Source organism: Microbacterium ginsengisoli (assembly GCF_000956535.1).
GTDB lineage: Bacteria > Actinomycetota > Actinomycetes > Actinomycetales > Microbacteriaceae > Microbacterium > Microbacterium ginsengisoli.
Genome location: NZ_JYIY01000073.1, coordinates 111,353 through 136,072, shown reverse-complemented (window position 1 = coordinate 136,072; position 24,720 = coordinate 111,353). Strand labels below are relative to the sequence as shown.

Here is a 24,720-nt window from a genome sequence, read left to right as displayed (position 1 = left end):
GTGCCCCCGAAGATCGACACCGGCGACGGCCGGGCCGCCCTCGCGGCGGTCGCCGCGACCGACGCGCCGGCCCGCGCCGACCTGGCGACGGCGGTGCGCTACCTGCTGCAGCTGCTCCTCGAGAAGGCGCCAGGGCACACGGTCGAGGTGCGGGTGCCGCCGTTCGGGGCCGTGCAGGTCATCGAGGGTCCGCGGCACACGCGCGGCACGCCGCCGAACGTCGTCGAGACCGACGCGCGCACCTGGATCGCCCTCGCGACGGGCCAGCGGTCGTGGGCGGATGCCGCGGCCGCCGGCCTCATCGTCGCGTCGGGCGTGCGCGCCGACATCTCCGATCTGCTGCCGCTGCGCCCCTGAGCCGCGGCGCTCCGCCGCGCGCGGCACCGGAAGGCACGCCGCGCGCCACGCGCGGCACCGGAAGGCACGGTGCGCGCCGCGCGGAACCCCGCCCGCCGCGCACGGTGCCGTCTCACCGACATCGCCGCGCGCTGTGCGGTTCCCGCCGCGGAACCCGCGCGGCGACCGCGGTGCGACAATGGAGGCGTGAGCGACACCCCCGACACCTCGGCCCCCGTGCGTCAGCGCGCGACGGTGCGGCGCGCGCCGAAGTTCACGGTCTTCCTCGTGATCGGCGCGGCGGTCGGGCTCGTGGCCGCGATGGTGCTGACCTTCGCGTTCCACGGTGCGGACGAGACGAGCGTGACGGGCGTCACCTACACGCAGCTGCAGGTCTTCGGCTTCCTGCTGCTCGTGTGCGTGGCCGTCGGCGTGCTGCTGGCGCTGCTGGTCGCCGTGGTGCTCGATCGCACCGTCGGCCGCCGGGTCGTCGAGGTCGAGGTCGAGCGCGACCGCATCCGCATCGAGGAGTGACGCGCCCGGTCACGCCAGGTCGGCGATGATCGGGTGCAGCGCCGAGTCGAACGCCACCACGTCGTCGCGCAGCCCGTCGGTCACCGCGATCGTGAGTGAGCCGATCCACCACACGCCGCGCTGAGCCAGCGGCAGCACCTGCACGTTCAGTTCGAACGAGTGGGCGGGGCGGCCCACCTGTCGCTCGTGATCGGCGATCGCGCTGCGGTACGCCCGCGCCGACGCACGCGGGGTGGCGGCGGCATCGGCACGATACGACTCGTGTGCGCGCTCGGCGTACGCGAGCGCCGGTCGCGCGTGCGGGGCGATGTGCTGGCGCAGCTCGTCGGCACCCTCGATCGGCAGGGCGACGAGCGTCTCGAATCCGCCGACCAGCGCGAGGGGAACGGGCGACGGATGCGCCTGCGGCTCGACCGTCATGGCCCAGAACGCGCGCCACTGCCGTTCGAGGGTCTGCTGCAGGTCGGCGTCGCGGGCGGGGTCGGCGAGAGGGATGCCGCGCAGCACCGGCAGCTCGTCAGGGGAGCGGAGCCCCAGCACCTGCCTCAGATAGAGGGCGAGGAGAACCGGGCGTCCGGCATCCTCACGGACCACCCACTGCGCATCCCCGGCGCTCATGGCGCCAGTGTAGGGCGGAGGTGCGCGCGTCGCGGGTAGGCTGGGCGCGTGGTCGATTCCCCGCGCAATCCGTATTCCGAGGCCGGTGTCGATACGGCGGCGGGTGACCTGGCGGTCGAGCTCATGAAGTCCGCCGTCAAGCGCACGCACGGACCCGAGGTGCTCGGCGGTGTCGGCGGGTTCGCGGGGCTATTCGACGCCTCGGCGCTCACGGGCTACACGCGCCCGCTGCTCGCCTCCAGCACCGACGGCGTCGGCACGAAGGTCGCGATCGCGCAGGCCATCGACAAGCACGACACTATCGGCCAGGATCTCGTCGGCATGGTCGTCGACGACATCGTCGTGGTCGGTGCGAAGCCGCTGTTCATGACCGATTACATCGCGTGCGGCAAGGTCTTCCCCGAGCGCATCGCCGACATCGTGCGCGGCATCGCGCACGGCTGCGCCGAGACCGGTACGGCCCTGGTCGGCGGCGAGACCGCCGAGCACCCGGGGCTGCTCGGCATCGGTGACTACGACGTGGCGGGCGCGGCGACCGGAGTGGTCGAGGCCGATCGCGTGCTCGGCTACGAGCGCGTGCAGTCCGGCGACGTCGTGCTCGCGCTCGGCTCGAGCGGACTCCACTCGAACGGCTTCTCGCTCGTGCGCCACATCGTCGCGCGTGCGGGCATCCAGTACGGCGACAACGCCGCCGACTTCGGCACGACGTGGGGTGAGGCGCTCCTCGAGCCGACCCGTCTCTACACGACGCCGCTGCTCGGCCTCATCGACGCGTTCGGCGACCGCATCCATGCGCTCAGCCACGTCACCGGCGGCGGCATCGCCGCCAACCTCGCCCGGGTGCTTCCCCGGTCGACCTGGGTCGAGCTCGATCGCTCCACCTGGTCGCCGGCGCCCGTCTTCCGTGTGCTCGCCGAACTCGGCCAGCTCGACCTCGTCGAGACCGAGGGCACCTGGAACCTCGGCATCGGCTTCCTCGCGATCGTCTCGGCCGACAAGGCGGATGCCGCGGCATCCGCTCTCATCGATGCCGGCATCCCCACGTGGCAGGTCGGCGTCGTGCGCGACGGCGCCCTGCCCGACGGCCACTTCGAGCACGGCGCCAAGGGCGTCGACGGCGGCTCGGTCCGTCTCGTCGGCGCCTACGCCGGCGGCCCCGCCACCCACCTCACCCCCGGAGCGAAGTAACACCTCTATGTGCGGCATCGTCGGAATGGTCGGCCAAGGGCTGGTCAATCAGGAGATCTACGACGCCCTGCTGCTACTGCAGCACCGTGGGCAGGACTCGACGGGCATCGCCACCGCCGAGCGCAGCGGCGTCTTCCATCAGGTGAAGGCGCGCGGGCAGGTGCGCGAGGCGTTCCGCACCCGCGACATGCGGTCGCTGTTGGGCGAGATCGGGCTCGGTCACGTGCGCTATGCGACCAAGGGCACCGCGTCGAGCGAGGAGGAGGCGCAGCCGTTCTATGTGAACGCCCCCTACGGCATCGTGCTCGTGCACAACGGCAACCTCACCAACACGCGCGAGCTGACCGACGAGCTCTTCCACAAGGATCGCCGGCACCTCAACACGAGCTCCGACACCGAGCTGCTCGTGAACGTTCTCGCGGGTGAGCTGCAGCAGGTGATCTCGGGCCTCGAGCTCGACCCCGACCAGATCTTCGAGGCGGTGAGCCGGGTGCACCGCCGCGTCGAGGGCTCGTACGCGACGATCGCGCTCATCGCCGGGTACGGTCTCCTCGCGTTCCGCGACCCGTTCGGCATCCGTCCGCTGATCATCGGCACCCGCCAGGCGGCCAACGGCCGCTACGAGTGGATCGTGGCATCCGAGTCGCTCGTGCTCGAGAACGCCGGCTTCGAGGTCGTGCGCGACGTGCTGCCGGGAGAGGCCGTGTTCGTCGATCTCGAGGGCACGCTGCACACGCGGCAGTGCGCCGAGCAGCCCACGCTCTACCCGTGCTCGTTCGAGTACGTCTATCTCGCGCGCCCCGACTCGATCATGAACGGCATCTCGGTCTACGAGACGCGCCTGCGCATGGGTGACCGTCTGGCCGACACGATCGCGAAGTACACGCCGGCCGGCACGATCGACGTGGTCATGCCGATCCCCGACTCGTCGCGTCCCGCGGCGATGCAGGTGGCCCGCAAGCTCGGCATCGAGTACCGCGAGGGCTTCTACAAGAACCGCTACATCGGCCGCACGTTCATCATGCCCGGCCAGGCGGTGCGCAAGAAGAGCGTGCGCCAGAAGCTCAATGCGATGTCGAGCGAGTTCAAGGGCAAGAACGTGCTGCTGGTCGACGACTCGATCGTGCGCGGCACGACGAGCAAGGAGATCATCCAGATGGCGCGCGACGCGGGCGCGAAGAGCGTGACGTTCGCATCGGCCGCGCCGCCGGTGCGCTACCCGCACGTCTACGGCATCAACATGCCCTCCCGCCACGAGCTCGTCGCCCACGGCCGCACGATCCCCGAGATCGCCAAGGAGCTCGGCGCCGACTACATGGTCTACCAGGAGATCGACGACCTGAAGGCGGCGATCCTCGAGGGCTCCGACGTCGAGGATCTCGACATGAGCTGCTTCGACGGCCGCTACGTCACGGGCACGGTCAGTGAGGAATACCTGGCCTGGGTCGAGGGCACGCAGACGTCCTGAGGGCGGTCGTCGCGAGCGGATGCCGCGTGCCCGCGTCGGCGCCACGTGGCGGGTGAGAGCGGGTCGGGCTCAGGCCTTCTCGTTGTCGAAGGCGTCTTCCTCTTCGAGCTCGTCCTCGTCGTCGTACTCGTCGGCCCACTTGTCGACGTACTGGTCGCCCTCGTCGCTGGGATGCCCGAGCTCACGCTCCAGCGCGGCGTAGTTCACGCTCGGGCTGTACGACTTGAGCTCACGGGCGATCTTGGTGTGCTTCGCCTTTTGACGGCCACGCCCCATGCGAGACCCCCTCACGATCTGAGAAGCGGGCTTCGAGGGGCCCGACGTATCCACGAGTCCGGCTGAGGAGCCGGGAAGAATAGCACTCAGAATAACACGGCGCATCGCCCCGCCTCCGTGCAGTGTGCGGGGCGATGCGCACGGTGTCGTCATGGTGCCGGACGCCGGGGTGCGGCATCCGAGAACCGCAGCGGCACTCAGCGCCGCAGGGCCCGGGTCAGCTCCCGCGCGGCCTCGTCGAGTGCGCGCTCCACCTCGTCGACCACGGTCGCGGCGAGCTCCCCGCCGCGCGCGACGTGGGTGCGGGCGTCGGCGCGCACCTGGGCGCGGAACTCGTTCACCACGACGTCGAGTCGGCGCACCTGCTCGCGGCTGTCGGCGCGGTCGTCGGGCTCGGTCACGAACGATCGCGGGGTGTGGCTGCGCTGGTCGGCCTTGGCCGCCGCGAGGTCGGCGCGCAGGCTCTTCATCGCGTCGCGCACGCTGCCGCGCACCTCTTCGGCGATGAGGCGCACCGAGTCCGACAGGTGCGCCTCGATGCCGTCGAGGTCGCCCCGGCGGGATGCCACTTCGGCGCGTCCGGCGTCGGTGATCTCGTAGACGGTCTTGCGTCCGTCGACGGTCTTGGTGACGAGCCCCTCCTCCTCCAGCTTCGACAGCCGCGGATAGATGGTTCCGGCGCTCGGCGTGTAGGTACCACCGGTGCGGTCGGCGAGGGCCTGCATGAGGTCGTAGCCGTGCCGGGGGGACTCGTCGAGCAGGTTCAGCAGGTAGAGGCGCAGGTCGCCGTGGGAGAAGACCGCGGGAGTCATCGGGCACCGTCCTCAGGGGAGAGCGCCGCGTCGGGGGTGTGGCGCAGCAGCGTGACGTCGCCCGAGACCGAGTTGACGCGCACGTCGGCGAACGAGCCGCTGAGCTCGCCGATCGATCCGGTGAAGTTCACGCCCGGGCCGTTGCCGCGATGCACGATGCCGTCGAGCTGCACCTTCCCGCTGACACTGCGCAGCACGTAGTTGACGGCGAGGTCGGGGTCCAGACGCACGGTCGCGTCGCCCGACACCGTGTTGAAACCGATCTGATGCACCGGGCCGGTCGAGTCGAACAGCAGCGCGCCCGACACGGTGTCGACGTCGGCCTTGGTGATGACGCCCGTCGCGGCGACGTCGCCCGACACGCTGTTGGCGCCGAGCCTGCCTTCGAGCCCGCGCACCTGGACGTCGCCCGACACCGCGTTGAGGGTGAGCGATCCGGTGTGGCCGTCGACGATGATGTCGCCCGAGACGGTGTTGAGACGCGCGTCGCGCTGGAGGCCGGCGACGAGCGCGCTCGCGTTGACGACGCCGAGGGTGAGCGCGATGTCGCGGGGGACGGCCACGCTGATCTCGGCCTTGGGGCCGCCCGAGCCGAAGTTGCGGAACACCTCGAGGAAGTTGTCCCACCGCAGCTGGGGGTGGTCGATCTCGACGCGGTCGCCGTCGACCTCGACCCGGAGGTCTTTGACGGTGACGCCGTGCACCTCGATGCGCACGGTCGGCTCGTCGTGGGCGACGATGTCGACCTCGCCGCCCACGAGCCCCACCTTGAGGGCGGTCGCGGATGCGATGTCGATGACCCGGGTCTCGCCCGGGTGGATGAGCCACTTCTCAGGGGTCATGTCGTTCTCCTGGTTCGATGAACGCGATATATCGCGTGTTGTGAGGATAACACGATATATCGCGTTTGCGTAAGCGCTGATCGAGAATCGGATGCCGCGGGCTTGACCTTGACGCAGCGTCAATCCCTACGCTCGAACCCGACGCCGACGGACATCCTCGCCGGCGCCGCACCCCGACGAACGGAGACCGCATGCGCAGCATCACGGACGTCGCCCGCATCGTCGGAGTCACGAGCCGCACTCTGCGGCACTACGACGCGATCGGACTCCTGCCGGCGTCCTCGACAACCGCCGCCGGCTACCGCCTGTGCGACGACGCCGCGCTCGTGCGCCTGCAGCGCATCCTGCTGCTGCGGGAGCTCGGGCTGCCGCTCTCCGACATCGCTGCCGCGCTCGACCGCGACGCCGACACGGCCACGGCGCTCGAGGTCCACCTCGACGCCATCGAACGCCGGCAGGAGCGGCTGCGGCGACAGGCGGCATCCGTCACCCACACCATCCACGCACTCCGGAGAGGAGAACGGCTCATGGCCGAGAACATGTTCGACGGGTTCGCCCACGAGGAGCACCGCGAGGAGGTCGAGCGGCGCTGGGGCGCGGATGCCTACGCCCGCAGCGACGCGTGGTGGCGCGGCATGAGCGCCGACGATCGCGCCGCGTGGCAGGAGCGCTCCCGCGCGCTGCAGTCCGACTGGCGCGCCGCGGCGATCGCCGGGGAGGATCCGTCCGGCGACGACGCGCAACGCCTCGCCGACCGTCACGTCGCCTGGCTGTGCGCGATTCCCGGCACGCCCGCGGGCGACGGCGGCGACGTACGCGCCTACGTGCGCGGCCTCGGCGACATGTACGTCGCCGATCCGCGTTTCGCCGCGAACTACGGCGGCGTCGACGGCGCGACGTTCGTGCGCGACGCGCTTCGCATGTGGGCCGATCGCGCCGACACGTGATGCCCGGACACAAAAGGATGCCGCGGCAGAAAGCCGCGGCATCCGCTCTCCTTGGGGGGACGGAGAGTCGACGGCGCGCGCACCCGAAACGCGCAACCGTCCCGGGGAAAATCAGGCCTTGCGGCCGCCGATGACCCTCAGCAGGAACGCGATGAGGGCGATCACGCCCACGATCAGCGCGACCCACAGCAACCAGCTGAGGGCGGCGTTCAGTCCGCTGACGATCGCCACCACGATGGCGATGACGATGATGAGAACCAGGGCGATGTTCATGGATCCTCCTGTGGGTCGGCGCGAGGGGTCTCCTCGCAGAGGCGCACGACGGCGCACGCCCAGAGTGGCATCACGCCCCGCCCGCCGGCCCAGGCTTGACGACGCCCGCGCCCCGGTGCTAGCGCGGCCGTCGGCGGTGACGGATGCCGCGGCCGCGACCGGCAGCATCCCTCAGTCATACAGAAGGATCGGCGTGCGATACTGACCCCGATACAGACGTGTATCGGCCGGACTCCGGCATCCGTCAACGATCACGAAGGCCGACCGTGTCGCACCTCGCCGTCCTCAGCCTCAAGAACCGCGCTCTGATCGCCCTCGTCACCATCGTCGTGGCGATCTTCGGTGGCATCGCGCTCACGAGCCTCAAGCAGGAGCTCATCCCCTCCGTCGAGTTCCCGCAGCTCGCGATCGTCTCGAGCTACCCCGGGGCGTCGCCCGAGGTCGTCTCGAACGATGTCTCGACCCCGATCGAGACGGCGATCCAGGGGGTGCCCGGTCTCGAGTCCTCGAGTGCGACCAGCACCGCGAACTCGTCGATCGTGCAGGCATCGTTCACGTACGGCACCGACCTGACCACCGCCGAGCAGAAGGTCTCGCTCGCGATCGATCGCATCAAGAGCACGCTGCCCAGCGGCGTCGACCCGAGTGTGGTGACCGCGAGCGTGTCCGACTTCCCCGTCATCCAGGTCGCGGTGTCGGGATACTCCGACGAGGCGGCAGCCCAGGCGCGCCTCGAGTCGGTCATCGCGCCCAAGCTGCAGCAGCTTGCGGGTGTGAACGCCGCCCAGATCGTCGGCGGGCGGGCCCAGCAGGTCACGATCGTCCCCGATCCGGCAAAGCTCGCCGCACACGGCTACACGCAGACCGCCGTCAAGGACGCCCTGTCGCAGAACGGCATCCTCTTCCCCGGCGGAACGATCACCGAGGGCGACCAGACCCTCACGGTGCAGACCGGCACCAAACTGACGTCGGTCGATCAGATCACCGCACTCCCGCTCGTGCCCACGACCGCGCCGCAGCTGCTGAAGGGCGCTGTCACCATCGGCGACGTCGCCACCGTCACGCTCGGCCAGGCGCCGATCACCTCGATCTCCCGAGTGAACGGTGAGCCGTCCCTCACGATCGCGATCACGAAGCTCCCGTCCGCGAACACCGTCGACGTCTCCCGCGAGGTGCGCGACGCGCTGCCGGATCTCACCACCCAGCTCGGCGGCGGCTCGTTCACCGTCGTCTTCGATCAGGCGCCGTTCATCGAGCAGTCGATCCAGTCGCTCGCCGAAGAGGGACTGCTCGGACTCGTGTTCGCGGTCGTGGTGATCCTGCTGTTCCTGCTGTCGGTGCGCTCGACGCTCGTCACGGCCATCTCGATCCCGACGAGCGTGCTCATCACCTTCATCGGCATCCAGGCGTTCGGGTACTCGCTCAACATCCTGACCCTCGGTGCGCTGACGATCGCGATCGGCCGCGTCGTCGACGACTCCATCGTCGTCATCGAGAACATCAAACGTCACTACGTCGGCGATGCCGAGAAGCTCCCCTCGATCATCAAGGCGGTGCGCGAGGTCGCGACCGCGGTGAGCGCCTCGACGCTCACCACCGTGGCCGTCTTCCTGCCGATCGCCTTCGTCGGCGACATCACCGGCGAGCTGTTCCGCCCCTTCGCGCTCACGGTCACCCTGGCGATGGTCGCCTCGCTCTTCGTGGCGCTGACCATCGTGCCGGTGCTGGCGTACTGGTTCCTGCGGCCGGGCAAGCCCGTGACGGATGCCGCGGGCGCTCCGATCGACCCCGAGCACGTGGATGCCCCGCCCACCCGCCTGCAGAAGGCGTACCTGCCGATCATCGGCTGGACGCTGAGGCATTCCTGGGTGACGCTGCTCATCGCCGTGCTCGTGCTGGTCGGCACCGGCGGGCTGGCGCCGCTCATGAAGATCAACTTCTTGGGCGACTCCGGTCAGAACACGCTCACGGTGACGCAGTCGCTCGGCAACGCGGCCAGCCTCGACTCCGAGGACGCCGCAGCGAAACAGGTCGAGCAGGCGCTGAAGGGCGTCAGCGGCGTCCAGACGGTGCAGACCTCGATCGGCTCGAGCGGGTCGTCGTTGCGCGACGCCTTCTCGGGCGGCGGGTCAGGCGTGACCTACTCGATCACCACCGACGCCTCGGTGGATCAGGTCGATCTGCGCACCCGCGTGGAGTCGGCGCTGTCGGCGCTTCCGAACGTCGGCACCGTGCAGGTGCAGGCGTCGGGCGGCGGGTTCACGTCGAGCAACATCGAGATCGACATCACCGCACCGGATGAGTCCTCGCTGCAGCAGTCGAGCGACGCGCTCGTGAAGGCCGTGCAGGGGAAGGCGGGCATCGGTCAGATCTCCAGCAACCTGTCCGCCTCGCTGCCCTTCATCGCCGTCACGGTCGACCGTGCGAAGGCCGCCGCGGCCGGGCTCTCCGAGGTCGCGGTCGGGAGCATCGTCTCGAACACCATGCGTCCGCAGCAGGTCGGCACCGTCGAGCTGAACGGAACCGGCGTGAGTGTCTACCTGCAGGCGAGCGACGTGCCCACGACGGTCGATGCCCTCAAGGCGCTGCAGATCCCGACGGCGGCCGGCGAGGTGCGCCTCGACTCGCTCGCCACTGTCGCGCAGAGTCAGGGCCCGGTCTCGATCACGACCGACCGTGGCCAGCGCACCGCGGCGATCACCATCACGCCGTCGACCGACAACCTGGCGACAGCGACCGCGAGCGTCAACACCGCGCTCAAGGACACCGTGCTGCCCAGTGGCGCGACCGCCACGATCGGCGGTGTCGCCTCCGATCAGTCGTCGGCGTTCTCGCAGCTCGGGCTCGCACTGCTCGCGGCCATCCTCATCGTCTACATCGTCATGGTCGCGACCTTCAAGTCGCTGCGTCAGCCGCTGCTGCTGCTGGTGTCGGTGCCGTTCGCCGCGACCGGTGCCATCATCCTGCAGGTCGTCACGGGCGTGCCGCTCGGTGTCGCGTCTCTCATCGGCGTGTTGATGCTCATCGGCATCGTCGTGACGAACGCGATCGTGCTCGTCGACCTCGTCAACCAGTACCGCGAGAAGGGTCTCTCGGCCCACGACGCCGTCATCGCCGGCGGCTCGCGGCGTCTGCGCCCGATCCTCATGACGGCGCTCGCGACGATCTTCGCGCTGACCCCGATGGCGCTCGGCATCACCGGGCACGGCGGGTTCATCTCGCAGCCGCTCGCGATCATCGTGATCGGCGGGCTCGTGTCGTCGACGCTTCTCACCCTGCTCGTGCTGCCGACGCTCTACAACCTCGTCGAGGGTGCCAAGGAGCGTCGTCAGGCGCGTCGGGCGGCGAAGACCTCGGCCGTGGCGGAGGCGAGCCCCGCGCACTGACCGGACGAGTGGCGCGGCGCCGGCTCCGGGAGGATGATCACCCCATGCAGTTCCTGGTGAACGTGGTCGACAGTCGCAGCTCGTCGGCGACGCCTGAGGAGATGGCCGCGATCGACGTCTTCAACCAAGCGCTCGTCGACGGCGGCCACTGGGTGTTCGGGGCGGGCCTCGCGCATCCTGCGGCATCCGTTCTCATCGACGGTCGCGGCGCCGATCCGGTGCTCGTCGACGGACCTCTCGTCGAGGCGCCCGAGTGGACGTCGGGGTTCTGGATCATCGAGGCGGACGATGAGGATGCCGCGCGCACCCTGATGATCGAGGGTTCACGCGCGTGCAACCGCCGCCTCGAGCTGCGGCCGCTGCTCGGCCCGCCCGCGGACTGAGCGCGACGCGCCGAGCGCAGCAGGGGGCCGGCCGCAGCAGTCGGGACGACGCGGCTCTGCGCGCCGACCCGACTCCGTGCTCACGGTTCGAGCACGACCTTGCCGCGCAGGTGGCCCGCCTTCAGGTGCGCGTAGGCCGCTGTCACCTGATCGAGCGGGTACACCGAGTCGATCGGGAAGAGGATCTCGCCCGCGGCGATGCGGCCGGCGAGCTCGGCCAGGTCTTTATTGTCGGCTTTCGCGCCGCCGACGGAGGAGATGCCGTGCTGCGCCGCGAAGGAGTGCTCCGCGATCGTGTTGATGCGTCCGGTCGGCACGCCGAGCTCGACCGCGGCCTCGAGGGTCGCGCGACCCTGGTTGTCGAGCACCGCGTCGATGCCCTCGGGCGCGAGCTCGCGCAGACGCTCGACGAGTCCGTCTCCGTAGGCGACCGGCTCGATGCCGAGTTCGGTGAGGTAGCCGTGGTTGGCAGGGCTCGCCGTGCCGATCACGCGGGCTCCCGCGAGGCGGACCAGCTGCGCGGCGATGACGCCAACGCCGCCCGCGGCCGCCGAGACGAGCACGGTCTCGCCCGCCTGTGGTGCGACCTGACGGACGCTCGCCACAGCCGTGCGGCCGACGATGTCGAGTCCGCCGGCCTGCGCGACGGTGAGCCCGTCGGGGATCGGGATGACGCTGCCGGCGTCGTCGACGACGTACTCGGCCTGCGCGAAGTAGCGGCTGCCGCCGAAGACCGCATCACCGACGGAGACCCCCGTGACACCCTCGCCGACCTGGTCGACGACACCGGCGTAGTCGTTGCCGTTGCCCGACGGCAGCACGATGTGGGCGCCATAGCCGCCCGGCTTGTCCTGCATCACCTCGATGATCTTCCAATCGACGGGGTTGAGTCCCGTCGCCTGCACCTTCACCCGCACCTGTCCGGCGCCCGCCTCGGGCGTGGGGATGTCCCGCACTTCGAGGTCGTCGGTGGTGCCCCAGCTCACGATCTGCACTGACTTCATGGGAGTTCCTTTCCGAGGAGGCCGCAACCGCGCGGCATCCATCGCCATTCCCCCGACGCGCGGGGTGTCGTCATCCGTGGTCACACGACGAGATCGATGCCCCAGACCAATCGCCAGCTCTCACCGGGCGCCAGCCAGCGCAGCCCATCGCCCGAGTTGAGGGCGTCGGCGGGTGCCGTCATCGGCTCGATCGCGATCGCGACGGGGGTGCCGGGGAAACGGTCGGTGGTGAAGGCCTGCAGGTGGGTGAAGCCCTCGCCCGCCCAGAGGTCGACGGTGCGTCCGTCCGGGGCGCGCAGCAGCCCGTGGATGCGCCCCTCGTCGTCGCGCACCGGGTCGGCGTACGCGGTGTCGATGTCGAGGTCGCCGACCCGACGCGGTGTGCGCAGGTCGTGGGCGGCATCGACCGGGGCGGTACCGACGGGCAGCTTGCGGTCGTCGAGCAGATAGCGGGTCGCGGCGTCGATCTCGACGGTCAGGTCGGAGGTCGCGACATCCGAGATCTGCAGGTACGGATGCGTTCCGACGGCGACGGGCGCGTCCTCTCCGCCGACATTGGTGATCTCATGACGTACCTCGATCCCGCGCTCCGCGACGCGATACGTGACGCGCGTCTCGAGGTGGAACGGATAGCCGGTCTGGGGCACGACCGGTGCCCGCAGGGTGACGCTGTCCGGGGCGACCTCGTCGGCTGCATACGTGGCGAAGCGCAGCAGCCCGTGCGAGGCGTTGCCCAGCTGAGGCTCGGAGAGCGCGAGCTGGTAGCTGCGGTCGCGCTGGCTCCAGGCTCCGGCACGCACACGGTTCGGCCACGGCACCAGCACGACCCCGCACGCAGCGGGTGTGGGCAGCTCATCGGGGTAGCCGGGCACGAGATCGACGCCGTCGACCGTCACCGCGCGCAGCGCCGCGCCGACGGGGGCGATGGACGCCGAGACCGCGCCCCGACCGATGTGAAACGGGATGCCCGTGGCCGGCGCAGCACTCATGTCTTCAGCGTAATGCGACGTGCGCTAAGATAGAGGGTCGGCTTCGGACACCGCGTGACGCGGTTTTCTTTCTTGTGTGAGTCCTCGGGGCCGATGGTGTGCGCTATTCGGCGCTCATGACCACCATCACTTGAACGGCCCCCGGCCCACGTGCGCCCGGGATGCTCGGCATGAACCGAGCGCTGTTCTCGTGCGTTCAGACACGAGGAAGAAGAACTCACCATGCCCAAGAACAAGAAGCCCGCCGGCGGTCGTCCGGCGAAGAACTTCGACCCGCGCTACGGGTCGAAGACCGGGTTCCAGGACCGCAAGCGCCGCCCCGGCGAGAGCTCGAGCGCCACGGCCCGTCCTGGTTCGAAGAGCCCCAACCACCGCGGCTACCGTGCCGAGGAGCAGGCCGCCGAGGCGCCCAAGCGTCGCTGGAGCGCCCAGGAGAAGGCCGGCCGCGACGAGGCTCGCGGCATCCGTCAGCACACCGCCGACGGCGGTCGCGGCTCGTACCGCGACGACCGTCGTTCCTTCGAGGACCGCGGCGAGCGTCGCCCTTACGGCGACCGCGACCAGCGTCCGTCGTACGGCGACCGCACCGATCGTCCCGCCCGCGGCGGAGAGCGTCCGTCGTACCGCGATCGCGGCGACCGCCCCGCGTACGGCGACCGCGGCGACCGTCCCTCCTTCGGCGACCGCGCCGAGCGTCGTCCGTACGGCGAGCGTTCCGAGCGTCCGTCGTACGGTGACCGCGCGGAGCGTCGTCCGGCGCGTGACCGTGACGACCGTCCGTCGTATCGCGACCGCGGCGAGCGTCCCGCGTACGGTCAGCGGTCCGAGCGTCCCGCATACGGCGACCGCGACCAGCGTCCGTCGTACGGTGACCGTGCCGAGCGTCGTCCGGCGCGTGACCGTGACGAGCGTCCCGCTTATGGCGACCGCGGTGACCGGCCCTCCTTCGGCGACCGCGCCGAGCGTCGTCCGTACGGCGAGCGTTCCGAGCGTCCGTCGTACGGTGACCGGGCGGAGCGTCGTCCGGCTCGTGACCGTGACGACCGTCCGTCGTACCGCGACCGCGGCGACCGTCCCTCCTTCGGTGACCGCGACCGCCGCGACGACCGCGCCCCGCGCACGGGTGACCGCCGCGATGCCCGTCCCCGTCGTGACGACGCCCCGAACCGCGCCGACTGGAACGCGAAGCCTGCCCGCTTCGAGGAGCACGTCGACGTCGTGCACGAGCGTCTCGAGGCGCAGGCCGTCGAGGCCGAGACCGTCGAGGGTCAGGGTTTTGCCGAGCTCGGTCTCGGTCAGAACATCGTGAAGGCCCTCGCCGAGCTCGGCGCCGCCGCCCCGTTCGCGATCCAGGCGGCGACGATCGGCCCGATCCTCGCCGGCCGTGACGTGCTGGCCCGCGGTCGCACCGGCTCCGGCAAGACGATCGCGTTCGGCGCGCCGCTCGTCGAGTCGATCCTGCGCGCGCAGGCCGGCAGCAAGCGCGAGTACGGTCGCGCCCCCAAGGCGATCATCCTCGCGCCGACGCGCGAGCTAGCGCTGCAGATCGACCGCACCGTGCAGCCGATCGCCCGCAGCGTCGGCCTGTTCACCACGCAGATCTACGGCGGCGTCCCGCAGGCCCGTCAGGTCGGCGCGCTGAAGAAGGGCGTCGACATCATCATCGGCACCCCGGGCCGCATCGAGGACCTCATCGAGCAGGGTCGTCTCGACCTCTCGGAGGTGAGCATCGCGGTGCTCGACGAGGCCGACCACATGTGCGAGCTCGGATTCGTCGAGCCGGTGCAGCGCATCCTGCGTCGCACCGCCGAGGGCAGTCAGAAGCTGCTCTTCTCGGCGACCCTCGACCGTGAGGTCGCGGCGCTCGTCGACGAGTTCCTCGTCGAGCCCGAGGTCTACGAGGTCGCCGGTGAGACGCAGGAGTCGGGCACGATCGACCACCGCGTGCTCGTGATCGACCACCGCGACAAGGCCGAGGTCGTCACCTCGCTCGTCGACCGTGAGGGCAAGACGCTCGTCTTCGCCCGCACCCGCGCCTACGCCGAGATGCTCGCCGAGAGCTTCGACGACGCCGGCATCCCGGCCGTCGCGCTGCACGGCGACCTCAACCAGGCCAAGCGCACCCGCAACCTGCAGCGTCTGACCGACGGCAAGGTGCGTGTGCTGGTGGCGACGGATGTCGCGGCCCGCGGCATCCACGTCGACGACATCGACCTCGTGGTGCAGGCCGACGCTCCCGACGAGTACAAGACCTACCTGCACCGCTCGGGCCGCACCGGACGCGCGGGTCGCAGAGGCACGGTCGTGACCCTCATCACCCGTCAGCGTCGTCGTCGAATGACGGAGATGCTCGAGCGCGCCGAGATCAACGCGCCCTTCGAGGATGCCCGCCCGGGCGACGACCTCATCGAGGAGCTCGCCGGTCGCCAGCTCGCCGAGGTCGACGCCTGATCCGATGACGCGGGCCTGAGCCCCGTCGACGCCGCCGCGGCCGCCCGTCAGAACAGACGGGCGGCCGCGGTCGTCTGTGGGGTGGGCACCGCGGAGGCGCCCGTCGTGCGCACCGCGGGCGGGGCGGATGCCGCGCCCCGACGGGTGCGCGTGGGCAGTTCGGTCTCATCCCGCCCGTCAAGTCGATGGGCGCGCAGCAGCGGACGCATCCGTCGCGCGAGCCATTGCCGGTAGGCGGCCGGGGTCGTCGCCGACACCCCGGGGAACAGCCCGCGGTACGACCCGACGAGCTCGGGCCTCTCCCGCGTGAGCCACGAGAAGAACCACGGCTTCACGCCCGGGCGCAGGTGCAGAGCGCCGTAGACGACGCGCGCCGCTCCCGCCTCACGGATACGCCGCAGCGCATCGTCGAGCTGGGCGATCGAGTCGGTGAGGTGGGGGAGCACGGGCATCAGGAACACCGTCGGGCGGAAGCCCGCGGCGGCGGCGGCCCGCACCGTCGCCAGGCGCGCGGCGGCCGTCGGGGTGCCGGGTTCGAGAGCGCTCTGCAGGGCGTCGTCGAACACGGCGATCGAGAACGCGAGTGATACGTCCACCTCGTCGTGCGCGGCGGCGAGCAGCGGGAGGTCGCGGCGCAGCAGCGTGCCCTTGGTGAGGATCGACAGCGGTGTGCCCGAGGAGGCGAGCGCGTCGATGATGCCCGGCATGAGCCGATAGCGCCCCTCCGCCCGCTGATACGGATCGGTGTTGGTGCCGAGGGCGACGTGCTCCCGGCCCCAGCTGCCGCGGCGCACCTCGGCGGCGAGCACCTCCGCGACGTTGATCTTCACGACGATCTGGGTGTCGAAGTCGCGACCGCCGTCGAGGTCGAGATACGTGTGCGTGCCGCGCGCGAAGCAGTAGACGCAGGCGTGACTGCACCCGCGGTAGGGGTTCACCGTCCAGTCGAACGGCATCGCGGATGCCCCCGGCACGTGGTTCAGCGCCGACTTGGCCAGCACCTCGTGGAAGGTGATGCCTGCGAACTCGGGAGTCGTGACGCTGCGCACGATGCCGCCATCGCGGTCGAGGCCCGCGAGGGCCGCGGCATCCGTCTCTCCGACGCGTTGACCGTTCCACCTCATGCGCACAGTCGAACAAAGCATCGATGTTAAGTCAAGTCTGGTGGGGCCCAATATCGTAAATAGATGAGGGGATGTGAAAGCGATGGGTCGCGGCCGCACGCAACGCGGCACACAATGGACTGATGGCCGACGCCCCGCGGATCTCCGCGCTCCGATGGACCGTCACGATCGGCCTGGTCGCGATCGTGGTGGCGTCGGCGTGCGCGTTCGCGGTGCTGCCGCGTCTCGTGGCGCCGCGACACGTGGCCGCTGCGCCTGCCGTCGCTGCCGCTCTCCCCGTCCCGGCACTCACGTCGACGCCCAACCCGGCGCCGCAGCCCTGCGACGACCCGGCGGTCACCGCGGCGCTCGCCGCGCGTGACGACGAGGCCGTCATCACGGCCGTGGGCGGTGGTGCCGCGTTCCGCGACGCCGTGGTCTCCGGAGACGCCCCCTGCATCACCCTCGCCGACGCGAACCACGTCTGGGTCGTCGTCGACAAGGCGCGCCCGCTCGAGCCGCTGTCCTTCGCGCCGGCCGCGCTCGCCAAGGTCGGTGTGCGCCTCGTGAACGGGGCAGGTCAACTGCAGCCGTCCGCCGCTGCCGCCCTCACCACGATGTCGGATGCCGCGGCCGCTGCGGGCGTGGGCAGCCTCGGGGTGGTGAGCGGCTACCGGTCGTACCAGACGCAGGTGAGCACGTACGCGTCGAATGTCGCGAACGGCGGCAAGGCGGCTGCCGATGCGACGAGCGCTCATCCCGGATACAGCGAGCACCAGACCGGGTTCGCGACGGACGTCGTCTCGTGCACCTCTGCCGGATGCGGCACGATGGACGGCTTCGGCACGTCGGCGGCCGGGAAATGGGTGGCCGAGAACGGCTGGCGCTACGGATTCATCGTGCGCTACGAGCCGGGGCAGACGGCGGTGTCGGGGTACGACTCCGAGCCCTGGCACCTGCGCTACATCGGGCCGCAGCTCGCGGCGGCGTACCATGACGGCGGGTTCCACACGCTCGAGGCGTTCTTCGGACTGCCCGCCGCGCCGAACTACCTCGGGTGACCGGTCCGGCCACCCGAGGCATCCGTCATCGCTCGTCGTGTCGATCGCGCCGCGCGGCTCGCGCCAGACGCGTTGCCTCTTCCGCTCGAATCGCGTCGGTCGACACTTCGGACGGACGCTCGCCCTCGTCCCACAGTCGATCCACCGCTGCGGCGGGGGATGTCGTTGCGGCGAGCGAGGCCTCGAGGGCACGCTCATAACGGTTCTGACGACGCTTGAGCCACAGTCCCGCGGTGACGAGCACGATCAGCACCGCGTAACACGTCGCCGCGAACGGATGCAGCACGAGATCGCCCATGTTGCCCTGGCTCAGCTGGAGCGCCTTGCGCAGCTGCTGCTCGCCCATCGGGCCGAGGATGAGGCCGACGATGAGGGGGGCCACCGGGTAGCCGAAGCGCCGCATGACATACCCGAGTGCCCCGACGATCAGAAGGATGAGCACATCGATCGTCGAGAACCTCACCGCGTAGGCGCCGAGGGCGGCGAACGTCAGGATTCCGGCGTAGAGGTACGGACGGGGGATCTGCAGGAGCTTCACCCAGATGCCCGCGAGCGGCAGATTCAGCACCAGCAGGAGCACATTGCCGATATAGAGGCTCGCGATGAGCGCCCACACCAGGTCGCCCTGCGACTGGAAGAGCTGCGGCCCGGGCTGGATGCCGTACGACTGGAACGCCGTGATGATGATCGCGGCGGTCGCGGTCGTCGGAAGACCGAGCGTCAGGAGCGGGACGAGCACACCGGCGGCGGCGGCGTTGTTGGCTGCCTCGGGGCCGGCGACCCCTTCGATCGCCCCACGGCCGAACTGCTTCTTGTGGCGCGAGAAGCGCTTCTCGGTGGCGTACGACAGGAACGTGGCGACATCGGCGCCGCCCGCGGGGATCGTGCCGATCGGGAACCCGATCGCAGTGCCGCGCAGCCATGGCTTCCACGATCGGCGCCAGTCCTCGCGGGACATCCAGCTGCGCCATCCGCGAGTCACGGGGATGATCGGGATCGGCCCGCTGCGCAGTCTCGCTGCAACGTAGAGCGCCTCACCGACGGCGAACAGCGCGACCGCGACGAGAACCACACTGATGCCGTCGGAGAGCGCAAGCATGCCCATCGTGTAACGCGCCTGACCGGTGGTCTGCTCGGTGCCGACGAGGCCGATGAACAGGCCGATGCCGAGAGAGGCGATGCCGCGGGAGACCGACGAACCCAGCAGTGCGCCGACCGTGATGAACGCCACGACGATGAGGGCCACGAAGTCGGCCGGCGCGAGGTTGACCGCGAAGCCGGCGATCACTGGTGCGAAGAGGGTCAGGAGGGCGGTCGCGATGGTGCCGGCGACGAATGAGCCGATGGCGGCAGTCGCGAGCGCTGCTGCTCCTCGGCCGAGTTTGGCCATCTTGTTGCCTTCGATCGCCGTGATGACCGACGCCGACTCGCCGGGGGTGTTCAGCAGGATGCTCGTGGTCGAGCCGCCATACATGCCGCCGTAGTAGATGCCTGCGAACGTGATGATCGCGGCGGTGGGCGGCAGTGAGTACGTCAACGGCAGCAGGAGCGCCACCGTCATCGCCGGACCGATGCCGGGGAGTACGCCGACGGCAGTTCCGACGAGCACGCCGATGAACGCGAACAGCAGGTACTCGGGCTGGACGGCCGTGGCGAAGCCCTGCAGGAGGAGGGAGATGTTGTCCATGAGGTTCCTAGAAGAGGGGGCCGGGGCCGTACCAGGCGTCGAATGCCCAGCCGCGGGGGAGGAAGAGCCCGAGGCCCTCGCCGAACAGGATCTGGGTCGCGATGCCCAGAATGAGCCCGGCCGTGAGAGCGATCCACCACTTCTTGGCGCCGAGGCTGAGGGCTGCGCCGCCGAACAGAAGTGCTGCGGTGAGCCACCAGCCGAGAACGTCGAGCAGCAGAACGACGCCGACGAACAGCAGCACGAGCTTCGTGATCGTCCACCAGTCGGTGCGGGCACTCGAATCGATGTCCTCGCCCTCCTCGCGTTGACCGAGGCGGCCACGGAGTACGCCGATGATAAGTGCGGTGCCGGCTCCGATGAGCAGCGCCGACACGAGATACGGGAAGACGCGCGGGCCCACCTGGGCGCCGGCGGGGGTGCGGATCGCGAAGGCGCCGATCAGCGCGTAGAGGCCGAGGCCGAACACCAGCGCCGCGAACACGAGCTCCCCGATGCGATCCCCGCTCCACCTCCGGGGCGGCGACGCCGCCCCGGAGGTGGGAGTGATGTCCGTCGTCACGACGTGAGTCCGATGTTCTTCAGCGTCGACTGCACGTCGGAGATGTTGGCGGTGAGGAAGGTCGAGAGCTCATCCCCGGTGAGGAACGCGTCCGTCCAGCCCTTGTCCTTGAGCGTCGCCTGCCACGCAGCCGATGCGTGCATGCGGGTGATCAGGTCGACCAGTTGCTGCTTCTGCTCGGCACTGATACCGCCCGGTGCGAGAAGCCCGCGCCAGTTCGTGTAGACGACGTCGTAGCCCTGCGAGGTCATGGTGGGCGCCGAAGGGATCAGGGCCGCCGGAGCGTCACTGGACACCGCGAGGGCGCGCAGGTCACCCGAGGTGACGTACTCGGCGAATTCGCCGACGCCGGAGATGCCGGCCGACGCGTTCTTGCCGAGAAGCAGCGACACCGCTTCACCGCCGCCGGAGTTAGGCACATAGTTGAGCTTCTCGGTGATGCCCGCCCCGTCGAGGCCGGCGGCCTCGAGCAGCAGCCCCGCGAGGATGTGGTCGGCGCCACCGGCGGAGCCGCCGGTGATGGTGATCTTCTGCCCATCGGCGAGCACCGCGTCGACCAACTCCTTGAGCGTCTGGTACGGCGAATCCTTGGGCACGACGACCACCAGGGGCTCGTCGGTCAGCCGGGCGATCGGTGTCGTGTCCTCGAGTCGGTTCTGCGCCGAGTTCGTCTCCACCGCGCCCACCATGACCAGGCCCGTGACCATGAGGGTGTACGGGTTGCGCTCATTCGCGAGCGAGGCGAGGCCGACAGTGCCTCCGGCGCCGCCCACGTTGTTGACCGGAGCGGCGCCGACCAGCTTGTCGCCGGTGAGAGTCGACGAGATCGCGCGACCGGTCTGGTCCCAGCCGCCGCCAGGATCGGCGGGAACGATGATCTGCACAGATGACGGTCCGGCTGCAGAGCCGCCGCTCGATGCCTGCGGATGGCAGGCCGTCAAGCTGAGGGCGACCGCCGCGAGCAGGGCGGCGGTGGCGAAGCGTGTACGCATGTGAGGTCGACTCTCCTTCGAGTACGGGGATGCGCCGTCGCATCCCCTCAATGCCACCCGACGTTAGGGGGGTCGATGTGCTCGGGCGCGCTTGCGAAAGTAAGCGAGGGTTCGGAAAGTATTGGTCTCGTGCGCGCCGCCGTCAGCGCCGCCCAACGGGCAGAATGTCCTCCATGCGCCGAGCAATGTCGCTGAGGCTGCAGTTGCTTCTGCTGCAGGCCGCCATCGTGTGCGTGGTGACGGTCGCGACGGGCGCGGTCGCCATCAGCGTGCAGGAACTGGCCATCAGAGACGCCCATCGTGAGCGCATGGTCGGCGTCGCTCAATCGATCGCCCGTTTGCCCTCGATCCATGACGCCCTCGACTCGCCGAATCCGAGCGCGAAGATCCAGCCGATCGCCGAGGTGCTGCGCGAGTCCTCGCAGCTCGCCTATGTCGTCGTGACGGATGCCGCCGGCATTCGGCTGAGCCATCCGAACCCTGAGCGCATCGGCGAGAAGGTGTCGACCGATCCCTCGGTTCCGCTGTCCGGTGAGGTCTATGTCGGCACGCAGACCGGGACCCTCGGCGAGTCGTGGCGCGTGAAGGTCCCGATCTTTGACGACGCGCAGCGCGTGATCGGAACCGTGTCCGTCGGCATGCTGGAGTCGGCCCTCGCCGCGGACGTGCAGATCTGGCTGCCCTGGCTGCTGGTCGCGGTCGCCGGGTCGACGCTGGTCGGCGTGTTCGGAGCGGCTGGAGTCACCGCCCTCGTTCGCCGGCGCATCTTCCGGCTGGAGCCCCAGCAGATCGCCGAGCTCGTCGACAGCCGGGAGACGATGCTCCACCGTCTCAGTGAGGGTGTCGTCACCGTCGACAGCGACGGCCGTGTCTCGATGGCCAACGACGCCGCAGCACGACTGCTCAACGTCGACGATCTGGTCGGGCGCCCGCTCACCGAGGTGGTCGATGCGCCGATCCTCGCCGTGCTCGAGGAAGGCGAGCCCGACGGGCGACTCGTGCTGGCGGGCGAGCGGGCACTGATCGCCCGCGGCACCGGCACGATCGACGATGACGGCCGGCGCGTGGGCGGCACTCTGCTGCTGAGGGATCACACCGAGCTCCACGCGGCGCTGCGGGAGATGGATGGCGCGCAGTCGCTCACCGACGGACTGCGCGCGCAGGCACACGAGTTCTCCAACTCCCTGCATGTCATCTCCGGACTGCTCGAGATCGGCCAGATCGATGAGGCTCGGGAGTTCGTCGCAAAGAGTCGCTCAGGCGGGGCGCTCGCCGTCGATGAGCCGGCCGCGAACCTCGGCGCGGAACTGGCGGCGCTGCTGTCGGTGAAGCTCGCGCAGGCGCGCGAGCGGGGGCTCGTGATGACGGTGGACGTCGAGGGGACGGTGCCGGGGGAGGCATCCGATGATCTGCGCACGGTGATCGGCAACCTCATCGACAACGCGTTCGACGCGTGTCGTGCCGAGGATCGCGTCGCGGTGGTCGTGCAGGCGGTGTCGGGCGAGGTGCGTGTGAGGGTGAACGATTCGGGCCCCGGCCTCGACGATGAGGTCGCTCGGCGCGCCTTCGACGAAGGGTTCAGCACGAAGGATGTCGCCGGTCGCCGCCGCGGCATCGGCCTCGCTCTCGTCGCGCGGGTCGCGCGGCGTCGCGGTGGCGGGGCCCGGGTGTCGCGGTCTCCCTGGGGCGGGGCGTGCTTCGAGGTCGAGCTACGGGTGCCGATGGCGGTGACCACACGATGAACGTCCTCCGCGTGCTCATCGTCGACGATGTTCCGGCCGTCGCATCTCTGCACGCCCGGTTCGTGGACGCCCACGGCGGATGTCAGGTCGTGGGCACGGCTGCGACCGGTCCGGAAGCGGTGCGACTGGTGCGCGATCTCGCGCCCGATCTCGTGCTGCTCGACGTGTTCCTCCCCGGTTTCACCGGGCTCGAGGCCCTGCGGGTGCTGCGTTCCGACGGCACGATCGTGCAGCCGGAGGTCATCGCGGTGACGGCGGCCCGTGACGTCGACACCGTGCGAGCGGCTCGCATGCGCGGTGCTCGGCATTACCTGGTGAAGCCGTTCACGGCGGACGATCTTCATGCGCGTATCGACGATGTCCTTGCTGAGCGACGGGTGCCGCAGTCAGTGCGCCCGGGGCTCGACCAGGATTCGGTCGATGCTCTGATGCGACCCGGCGCCAGGCGGCAGCTGCCCAAGGGTTTGAGTGCTCCGACGCTCCTCGTCGTGCGCAGTGCGCTCGCCGAGGCGGGCGAGGCGAGCGCTGCCGAAATCGCGGACCTCGCGGGACTCTCTCGCGTCAGCTGTCGGCGCTACCTCGAGCACCTCGCCGACTCGGGCACCGCGACCCGGTCACTTGACTACGGCACTGCCGGTCGCCCCCGAACGCGGTACCGGATCGCCGCGGAATCCCGCTGCTCCGGCCCGGTTGCGGCATCCCCACAACGCTGACACCGAGTTCCGCAGACGGTGACATGCAATTCCACAATGCCCTGGCCTGCGGCCCGCCTCGCGACCTAGGATCGCAGGGGCGGCGTGGCCACGAGCGCAGCCGCGAGCGGGTATCCCGCCGAAGCGAAGACGGAAGGACTGCGCACATGGAGCGCGACATCTACGACGAGGACCACGAGGCGTTCCGCGACGTCGTCAAGGAGTTCCTCAAGCGGTACGCGACGAACGAGAAGCGCGTGCAGTGGGAGAAGGACGGCGAGATCGACCGCGCGACCATGCTGGCCGCGGGCGAGGCGGGCATCATCGGCCTGTCGGTGCCGGAGGAGTTCGGCGGCGCCGGCATGCTGCAGGACTACCGCTTCCGCTCGATCGTGCTCGAGGAGACGATCGGCGTCGGACAGGGCTCGCTCGCCGGTGCGTTCGGCATCCAGGACGACCTGGCGGTTCCGTACCTCGTGCACATGGGCACCCAGGAGCAGAAGGAGAAGTGGCTCCCGCGCATGGCCACCGGCGAGGTGCTCGGTGCGCTTGCGATGACCGAGCCCGGCGCGGGCAGCGACCTGCGCGGCATCAAGACCACCGCGAAGAAGGTCGACGGCGGCTACATCGTCAACGGCGCCAAGACCTTCATCTCCTCGGGCAAGACCGCGGACATCGTCGTCACGTTCGTGAAGACCGGTGAGGGCAACCGTCCCGAGGCCTTCAGCCTGCTGATCCTCGAGAGCGGCATGGAGGGCTTCGACCACGGCAAGAAGCTCGAGAAGATGGGCTTCCACGGGTGGGACACCGCCGAACTCTCGTTCAGCGACGTCTTCGTGCCCGACGAGAACCTCATCGGCGGCAAGGAGGGCCTCGGCTTCATCCAGCTCATGATGAACCTGCCTCTCGAGCGCCTCTCGATCGGTGTCGCGGCGGCCGCCGCGGGCGAGGCCGCGTTCGTCTGGACGCGCGACTACACGCTCAGCCGTGAGGCGTTCGGCCAGTCGATCTCCGACTTCCAGAACACCCGGTTCCGTCTCGCCGACATGGCCACGACCGTCGATGTGATGTGGGCGTACATCGACCGCGCGATGCTGCTCTACAAGGACAAGAAGCTCACGGCCGAGGAGGCCGCGAAGGTGAAGTTCTGGGCGACCGACCGCGAGTGGGAGCTGCTCGACCTCGGCGTGCAGCTGCACGGCGGCTACGGCTACATCACCGAGTACCCGATCGCCCGGGCGTTCCTCGACGCGCGCGTGCACCGCATCTACGGCGGCACGAACGAGATCATGCGCGACATCGTGTCGCGTCAGATCGTCGGCAAGCGCTGACGCTCGGCACGAGGGGGACGGGGCGGATGCCTCGTCCCCCTCG

23 protein-coding genes are annotated in these 24,720 nt (G+C 69.9%); 12 read left to right on the top strand and 11 right to left on the bottom strand.

Annotated elements, in window-relative coordinates; all coding sequences use genetic code 11:
- Both RR49_RS08075 and RR49_RS08070 read left to right on the top strand, forming a co-directional pair.
- Complete coding sequence (locus RR49_RS08075; RefSeq protein ID WP_045247582.1) at window positions 1-357, top strand: sterol carrier family protein; 357 nt, start codon at window positions 1-3, stop codon at window positions 355-357.
- A gap of 186 nt (window positions 358-543) precedes the next feature.
- Window positions 544-870: a hypothetical protein gene (locus tag RR49_RS08070; protein WP_048809093.1), complete on the top strand. Its 327-nt coding sequence runs from the start codon at window positions 544-546 to the stop codon at window positions 868-870.
- 9 nt (window positions 871-879) lie between these two features.
- Here the strand turns inward: RR49_RS08070 and RR49_RS08065 are convergent, their stop codons facing one another.
- A complete protein-coding gene (locus RR49_RS08065) occupies window positions 880-1,488 on the bottom strand; it encodes a hypothetical protein (protein WP_045247551.1) in 609 nt (202 codons plus the stop codon).
- Window positions 1,489-1,536: 48 nt separating this feature from the next.
- Here RR49_RS08065 and purM point away from each other — a divergent pair, with 48 nt between their 5' ends.
- Window positions 1,537-2,676, top strand: coding sequence for a phosphoribosylformylglycinamidine cyclo-ligase (gene purM, locus RR49_RS08060; protein WP_045247550.1), 1,140 nt, complete (start codon window positions 1,537-1,539; stop codon window positions 2,674-2,676).
- Window positions 2,677-2,683: 7 nt separating this feature from the next.
- Window positions 2,684-4,144: an amidophosphoribosyltransferase gene (purF, locus tag RR49_RS08055; RefSeq protein ID WP_045247549.1), complete on the top strand. Its 1,461-nt coding sequence runs from the start codon at window positions 2,684-2,686 to the stop codon at window positions 4,142-4,144.
- Window positions 4,145-4,213: 69 nt separating this feature from the next.
- Here the strand turns inward: purF and RR49_RS08050 are convergent, their stop codons facing one another.
- The 3 genes from RR49_RS08050 to RR49_RS08040 all read right to left on the bottom strand — a co-directional run bounded on the left by RR49_RS08050 (window position 4,214) and on the right by RR49_RS08040 (window position 6,074).
- Window positions 4,214-4,420 carry a DUF3073 domain-containing protein gene (locus RR49_RS08050; protein ID WP_045247548.1) on the bottom strand — a complete coding sequence of 69 codons (207 nt, stop codon included), beginning with the start codon at window positions 4,418-4,420 and terminating at the stop codon, window positions 4,214-4,216.
- Between the two features lie 197 nt (window positions 4,421-4,617).
- Window positions 4,618-5,232, bottom strand: coding sequence for a PadR family transcriptional regulator (locus RR49_RS08045; protein WP_045247547.1), 615 nt, complete (start codon window positions 5,230-5,232; stop codon window positions 4,618-4,620).
- The gene (locus RR49_RS08040; protein ID WP_045247546.1) at window positions 5,229-6,074 is read right to left on the bottom strand and encodes a DUF4097 family beta strand repeat-containing protein; all 846 of its coding nucleotides are present in this window, start codon (window positions 6,072-6,074) and stop codon (window positions 5,229-5,231) included. Before RR49_RS08040 ends, RR49_RS08045 begins: the two co-directional genes overlap by 4 nt.
- A 191-nt stretch (window positions 6,075-6,265) precedes the next feature.
- Between RR49_RS08040 and RR49_RS08035 the strand changes: the two genes are divergently transcribed.
- Window positions 6,266-7,021 carry a MerR family transcriptional regulator gene (locus tag RR49_RS08035; RefSeq protein ID WP_045247545.1) on the top strand — a complete coding sequence of 252 codons (756 nt, stop codon included), beginning with the start codon at window positions 6,266-6,268 and terminating at the stop codon, window positions 7,019-7,021.
- Between the two features lie 111 nt (window positions 7,022-7,132).
- Here the strand turns inward: RR49_RS08035 and RR49_RS15855 are convergent, their stop codons facing one another.
- Window positions 7,133-7,294: a hypothetical protein gene (locus RR49_RS15855; RefSeq protein WP_048809092.1), complete on the bottom strand. Its 162-nt coding sequence runs from the start codon at window positions 7,292-7,294 to the stop codon at window positions 7,133-7,135.
- Between the two features lie 266 nt (window positions 7,295-7,560).
- Here RR49_RS15855 and RR49_RS08030 point away from each other — a divergent pair, with 266 nt between their 5' ends.
- Entirely contained in the window at window positions 7,561-10,680 is a 3,120-nt protein-coding gene (locus RR49_RS08030; RefSeq protein ID WP_045247544.1) for an efflux RND transporter permease subunit, read from the top strand.
- A gap of 44 nt (window positions 10,681-10,724) precedes the next feature.
- Window positions 10,725-11,063, top strand: coding sequence for a YciI family protein (locus RR49_RS08025; RefSeq protein WP_045247543.1), 339 nt, complete (start codon window positions 10,725-10,727; stop codon window positions 11,061-11,063).
- Window positions 11,064-11,143: 80 nt separating this feature from the next.
- Here the strand turns inward: RR49_RS08025 and RR49_RS08020 are convergent, their stop codons facing one another.
- Window positions 11,144-12,067 (bottom strand): NADP-dependent oxidoreductase, encoded by a 924-nt coding sequence (locus tag RR49_RS08020; protein ID WP_045247542.1) that lies wholly within the window; start codon window positions 12,065-12,067, stop codon window positions 11,144-11,146.
- A gap of 80 nt (window positions 12,068-12,147) precedes the next feature.
- Entirely contained in the window at window positions 12,148-13,056 is a 909-nt protein-coding gene (locus RR49_RS08015) for an aldose 1-epimerase family protein (RefSeq protein WP_045247541.1), read from the bottom strand.
- A 222-nt stretch (window positions 13,057-13,278) separates the two neighbouring features.
- Between RR49_RS08015 and RR49_RS08010 the strand changes: the two genes are divergently transcribed.
- Window positions 13,279-15,507, top strand: coding sequence for a DEAD/DEAH box helicase (locus RR49_RS08010; protein ID WP_045247540.1), 2,229 nt, complete (start codon window positions 13,279-13,281; stop codon window positions 15,505-15,507).
- Between the two features lie 47 nt (window positions 15,508-15,554).
- On the opposite strand, the gene RR49_RS08005 is transcribed toward RR49_RS08010, so the two are convergent.
- A complete protein-coding gene (locus tag RR49_RS08005; RefSeq protein WP_045247539.1) occupies window positions 15,555-16,631 on the bottom strand; it encodes an Rv2578c family radical SAM protein in 1,077 nt (358 codons plus the stop codon).
- 122 nt (window positions 16,632-16,753) lie between these two features.
- Between RR49_RS08005 and RR49_RS08000 the strand changes: the two genes are divergently transcribed.
- Window positions 16,754-17,671: a M15 family metallopeptidase gene (locus tag RR49_RS08000; protein WP_048809090.1), complete on the top strand. Its 918-nt coding sequence runs from the start codon at window positions 16,754-16,756 to the stop codon at window positions 17,669-17,671.
- Window positions 17,672-17,696: 25 nt separating this feature from the next.
- Here the strand turns inward: RR49_RS08000 and RR49_RS07995 are convergent, their stop codons facing one another.
- Genes RR49_RS07995 through RR49_RS07985 form a run of 3 tightly spaced genes read right to left on the bottom strand, consistent with a single transcriptional unit; the run spans window position 17,697 to window position 20,912 of the window.
- Entirely contained in the window at window positions 17,697-19,358 is a 1,662-nt protein-coding gene (locus tag RR49_RS07995) for a tripartite tricarboxylate transporter permease (RefSeq protein ID WP_048809089.1), read from the bottom strand.
- A 7-nt stretch (window positions 19,359-19,365) separates the two neighbouring features.
- Window positions 19,366-19,920 (bottom strand): tripartite tricarboxylate transporter TctB family protein, encoded by a 555-nt coding sequence (locus RR49_RS07990; protein ID WP_048809088.1) that lies wholly within the window; start codon window positions 19,918-19,920, stop codon window positions 19,366-19,368.
- Window positions 19,917-20,912: a Bug family tripartite tricarboxylate transporter substrate binding protein gene (locus tag RR49_RS07985; protein ID WP_045247538.1), complete on the bottom strand. Its 996-nt coding sequence runs from the start codon at window positions 20,910-20,912 to the stop codon at window positions 19,917-19,919. The genes RR49_RS07990 and RR49_RS07985 overlap by 4 nt, the downstream gene beginning before the upstream one ends.
- Window positions 20,913-21,085: 173 nt before the next feature.
- Between RR49_RS07985 and RR49_RS07980 the strand changes: the two genes are divergently transcribed.
- The 3 genes from RR49_RS07980 (at window position 21,086) to RR49_RS07970 (ending at window position 24,677) form a co-directional block, all read left to right on the top strand.
- Complete coding sequence (locus RR49_RS07980) at window positions 21,086-22,654, top strand: ATP-binding protein (RefSeq protein ID WP_045247537.1); 1,569 nt, start codon at window positions 21,086-21,088, stop codon at window positions 22,652-22,654.
- On the top strand, window positions 22,651-23,367 hold the full coding sequence (locus RR49_RS07975; RefSeq protein ID WP_045247536.1) for a response regulator: 717 nt from the start codon (window positions 22,651-22,653) through the stop codon (window positions 23,365-23,367). Before RR49_RS07980 ends, RR49_RS07975 begins: the two co-directional genes overlap by 4 nt.
- 146 nt (window positions 23,368-23,513) lie before the next feature.
- Window positions 23,514-24,677: an acyl-CoA dehydrogenase family protein gene (locus RR49_RS07970; protein ID WP_045247535.1), complete on the top strand. Its 1,164-nt coding sequence runs from the start codon at window positions 23,514-23,516 to the stop codon at window positions 24,675-24,677.
- Window positions 24,678-24,720: the final 43 nt, after the last annotated feature.

Bases quoted from the DNA above. Each gene is read 5' to 3' on its own strand.
- RR49_RS08040 (WP_045247546.1), bottom strand. From the start codon at position 6,074: ATGACCCCTGAGAAGTGGCTCATCCACCCGGGCGAGACCCGGGTCATC.
- RR49_RS08065 (WP_045247551.1), bottom strand. From the start codon at position 1,488: ATGAGCGCCGGGGATGCGCAGTGGGTGGTCCGTGAGGATGCCGGACGC.
- RR49_RS08025 (WP_045247543.1), top strand. From the start codon at position 10,725: ATGCAGTTCCTGGTGAACGTGGTCGACAGTCGCAGCTCGTCGGCGACG.
- RR49_RS08035 (WP_045247545.1), top strand. From the start codon at position 6,266: ATGCGCAGCATCACGGACGTCGCCCGCATCGTCGGAGTCACGAGCCGC.
- RR49_RS08050 (WP_045247548.1), bottom strand. From the start codon at position 4,420: ATGGGGCGTGGCCGTCAAAAGGCGAAGCACACCAAGATCGCCCGTGAG.
- RR49_RS08020 (WP_045247542.1), bottom strand. From the start codon at position 12,067: ATGAAGTCAGTGCAGATCGTGAGCTGGGGCACCACCGACGACCTCGAA.
- RR49_RS08005 (WP_045247539.1), bottom strand. From the start codon at position 16,631: ATGAGGTGGAACGGTCAACGCGTCGGAGAGACGGATGCCGCGGCCCTC.
- RR49_RS08045 (WP_045247547.1), bottom strand. From the start codon at position 5,232: ATGACTCCCGCGGTCTTCTCCCACGGCGACCTGCGCCTCTACCTGCTG.
- RR49_RS08010 (WP_045247540.1), top strand. From the start codon at position 13,279: ATGCCCAAGAACAAGAAGCCCGCCGGCGGTCGTCCGGCGAAGAACTTC.
- purF (WP_045247549.1), top strand. From the start codon at position 2,684: ATGTGCGGCATCGTCGGAATGGTCGGCCAAGGGCTGGTCAATCAGGAG.
- RR49_RS07995 (WP_048809089.1), bottom strand. From the start codon at position 19,358: ATGGACAACATCTCCCTCCTCCTGCAGGGCTTCGCCACGGCCGTCCAG.
- RR49_RS07975 (WP_045247536.1), top strand. From the start codon at position 22,651: ATGAACGTCCTCCGCGTGCTCATCGTCGACGATGTTCCGGCCGTCGCA.
- RR49_RS15855 (WP_048809092.1), bottom strand. From the start codon at position 7,294: ATGAACATCGCCCTGGTTCTCATCATCGTCATCGCCATCGTGGTGGCG.
- RR49_RS07985 (WP_045247538.1), bottom strand. From the start codon at position 20,912: ATGCGTACACGCTTCGCCACCGCCGCCCTGCTCGCGGCGGTCGCCCTC.
- RR49_RS07980 (WP_045247537.1), top strand. From the start codon at position 21,086: ATGCGCCGAGCAATGTCGCTGAGGCTGCAGTTGCTTCTGCTGCAGGCC.
- RR49_RS08015 (WP_045247541.1), bottom strand. From the start codon at position 13,056: ATGAGTGCTGCGCCGGCCACGGGCATCCCGTTTCACATCGGTCGGGGC.
- RR49_RS08000 (WP_048809090.1), top strand. From the start codon at position 16,754: ATGGCCGACGCCCCGCGGATCTCCGCGCTCCGATGGACCGTCACGATC.
- RR49_RS07970 (WP_045247535.1), top strand. From the start codon at position 23,514: ATGGAGCGCGACATCTACGACGAGGACCACGAGGCGTTCCGCGACGTC.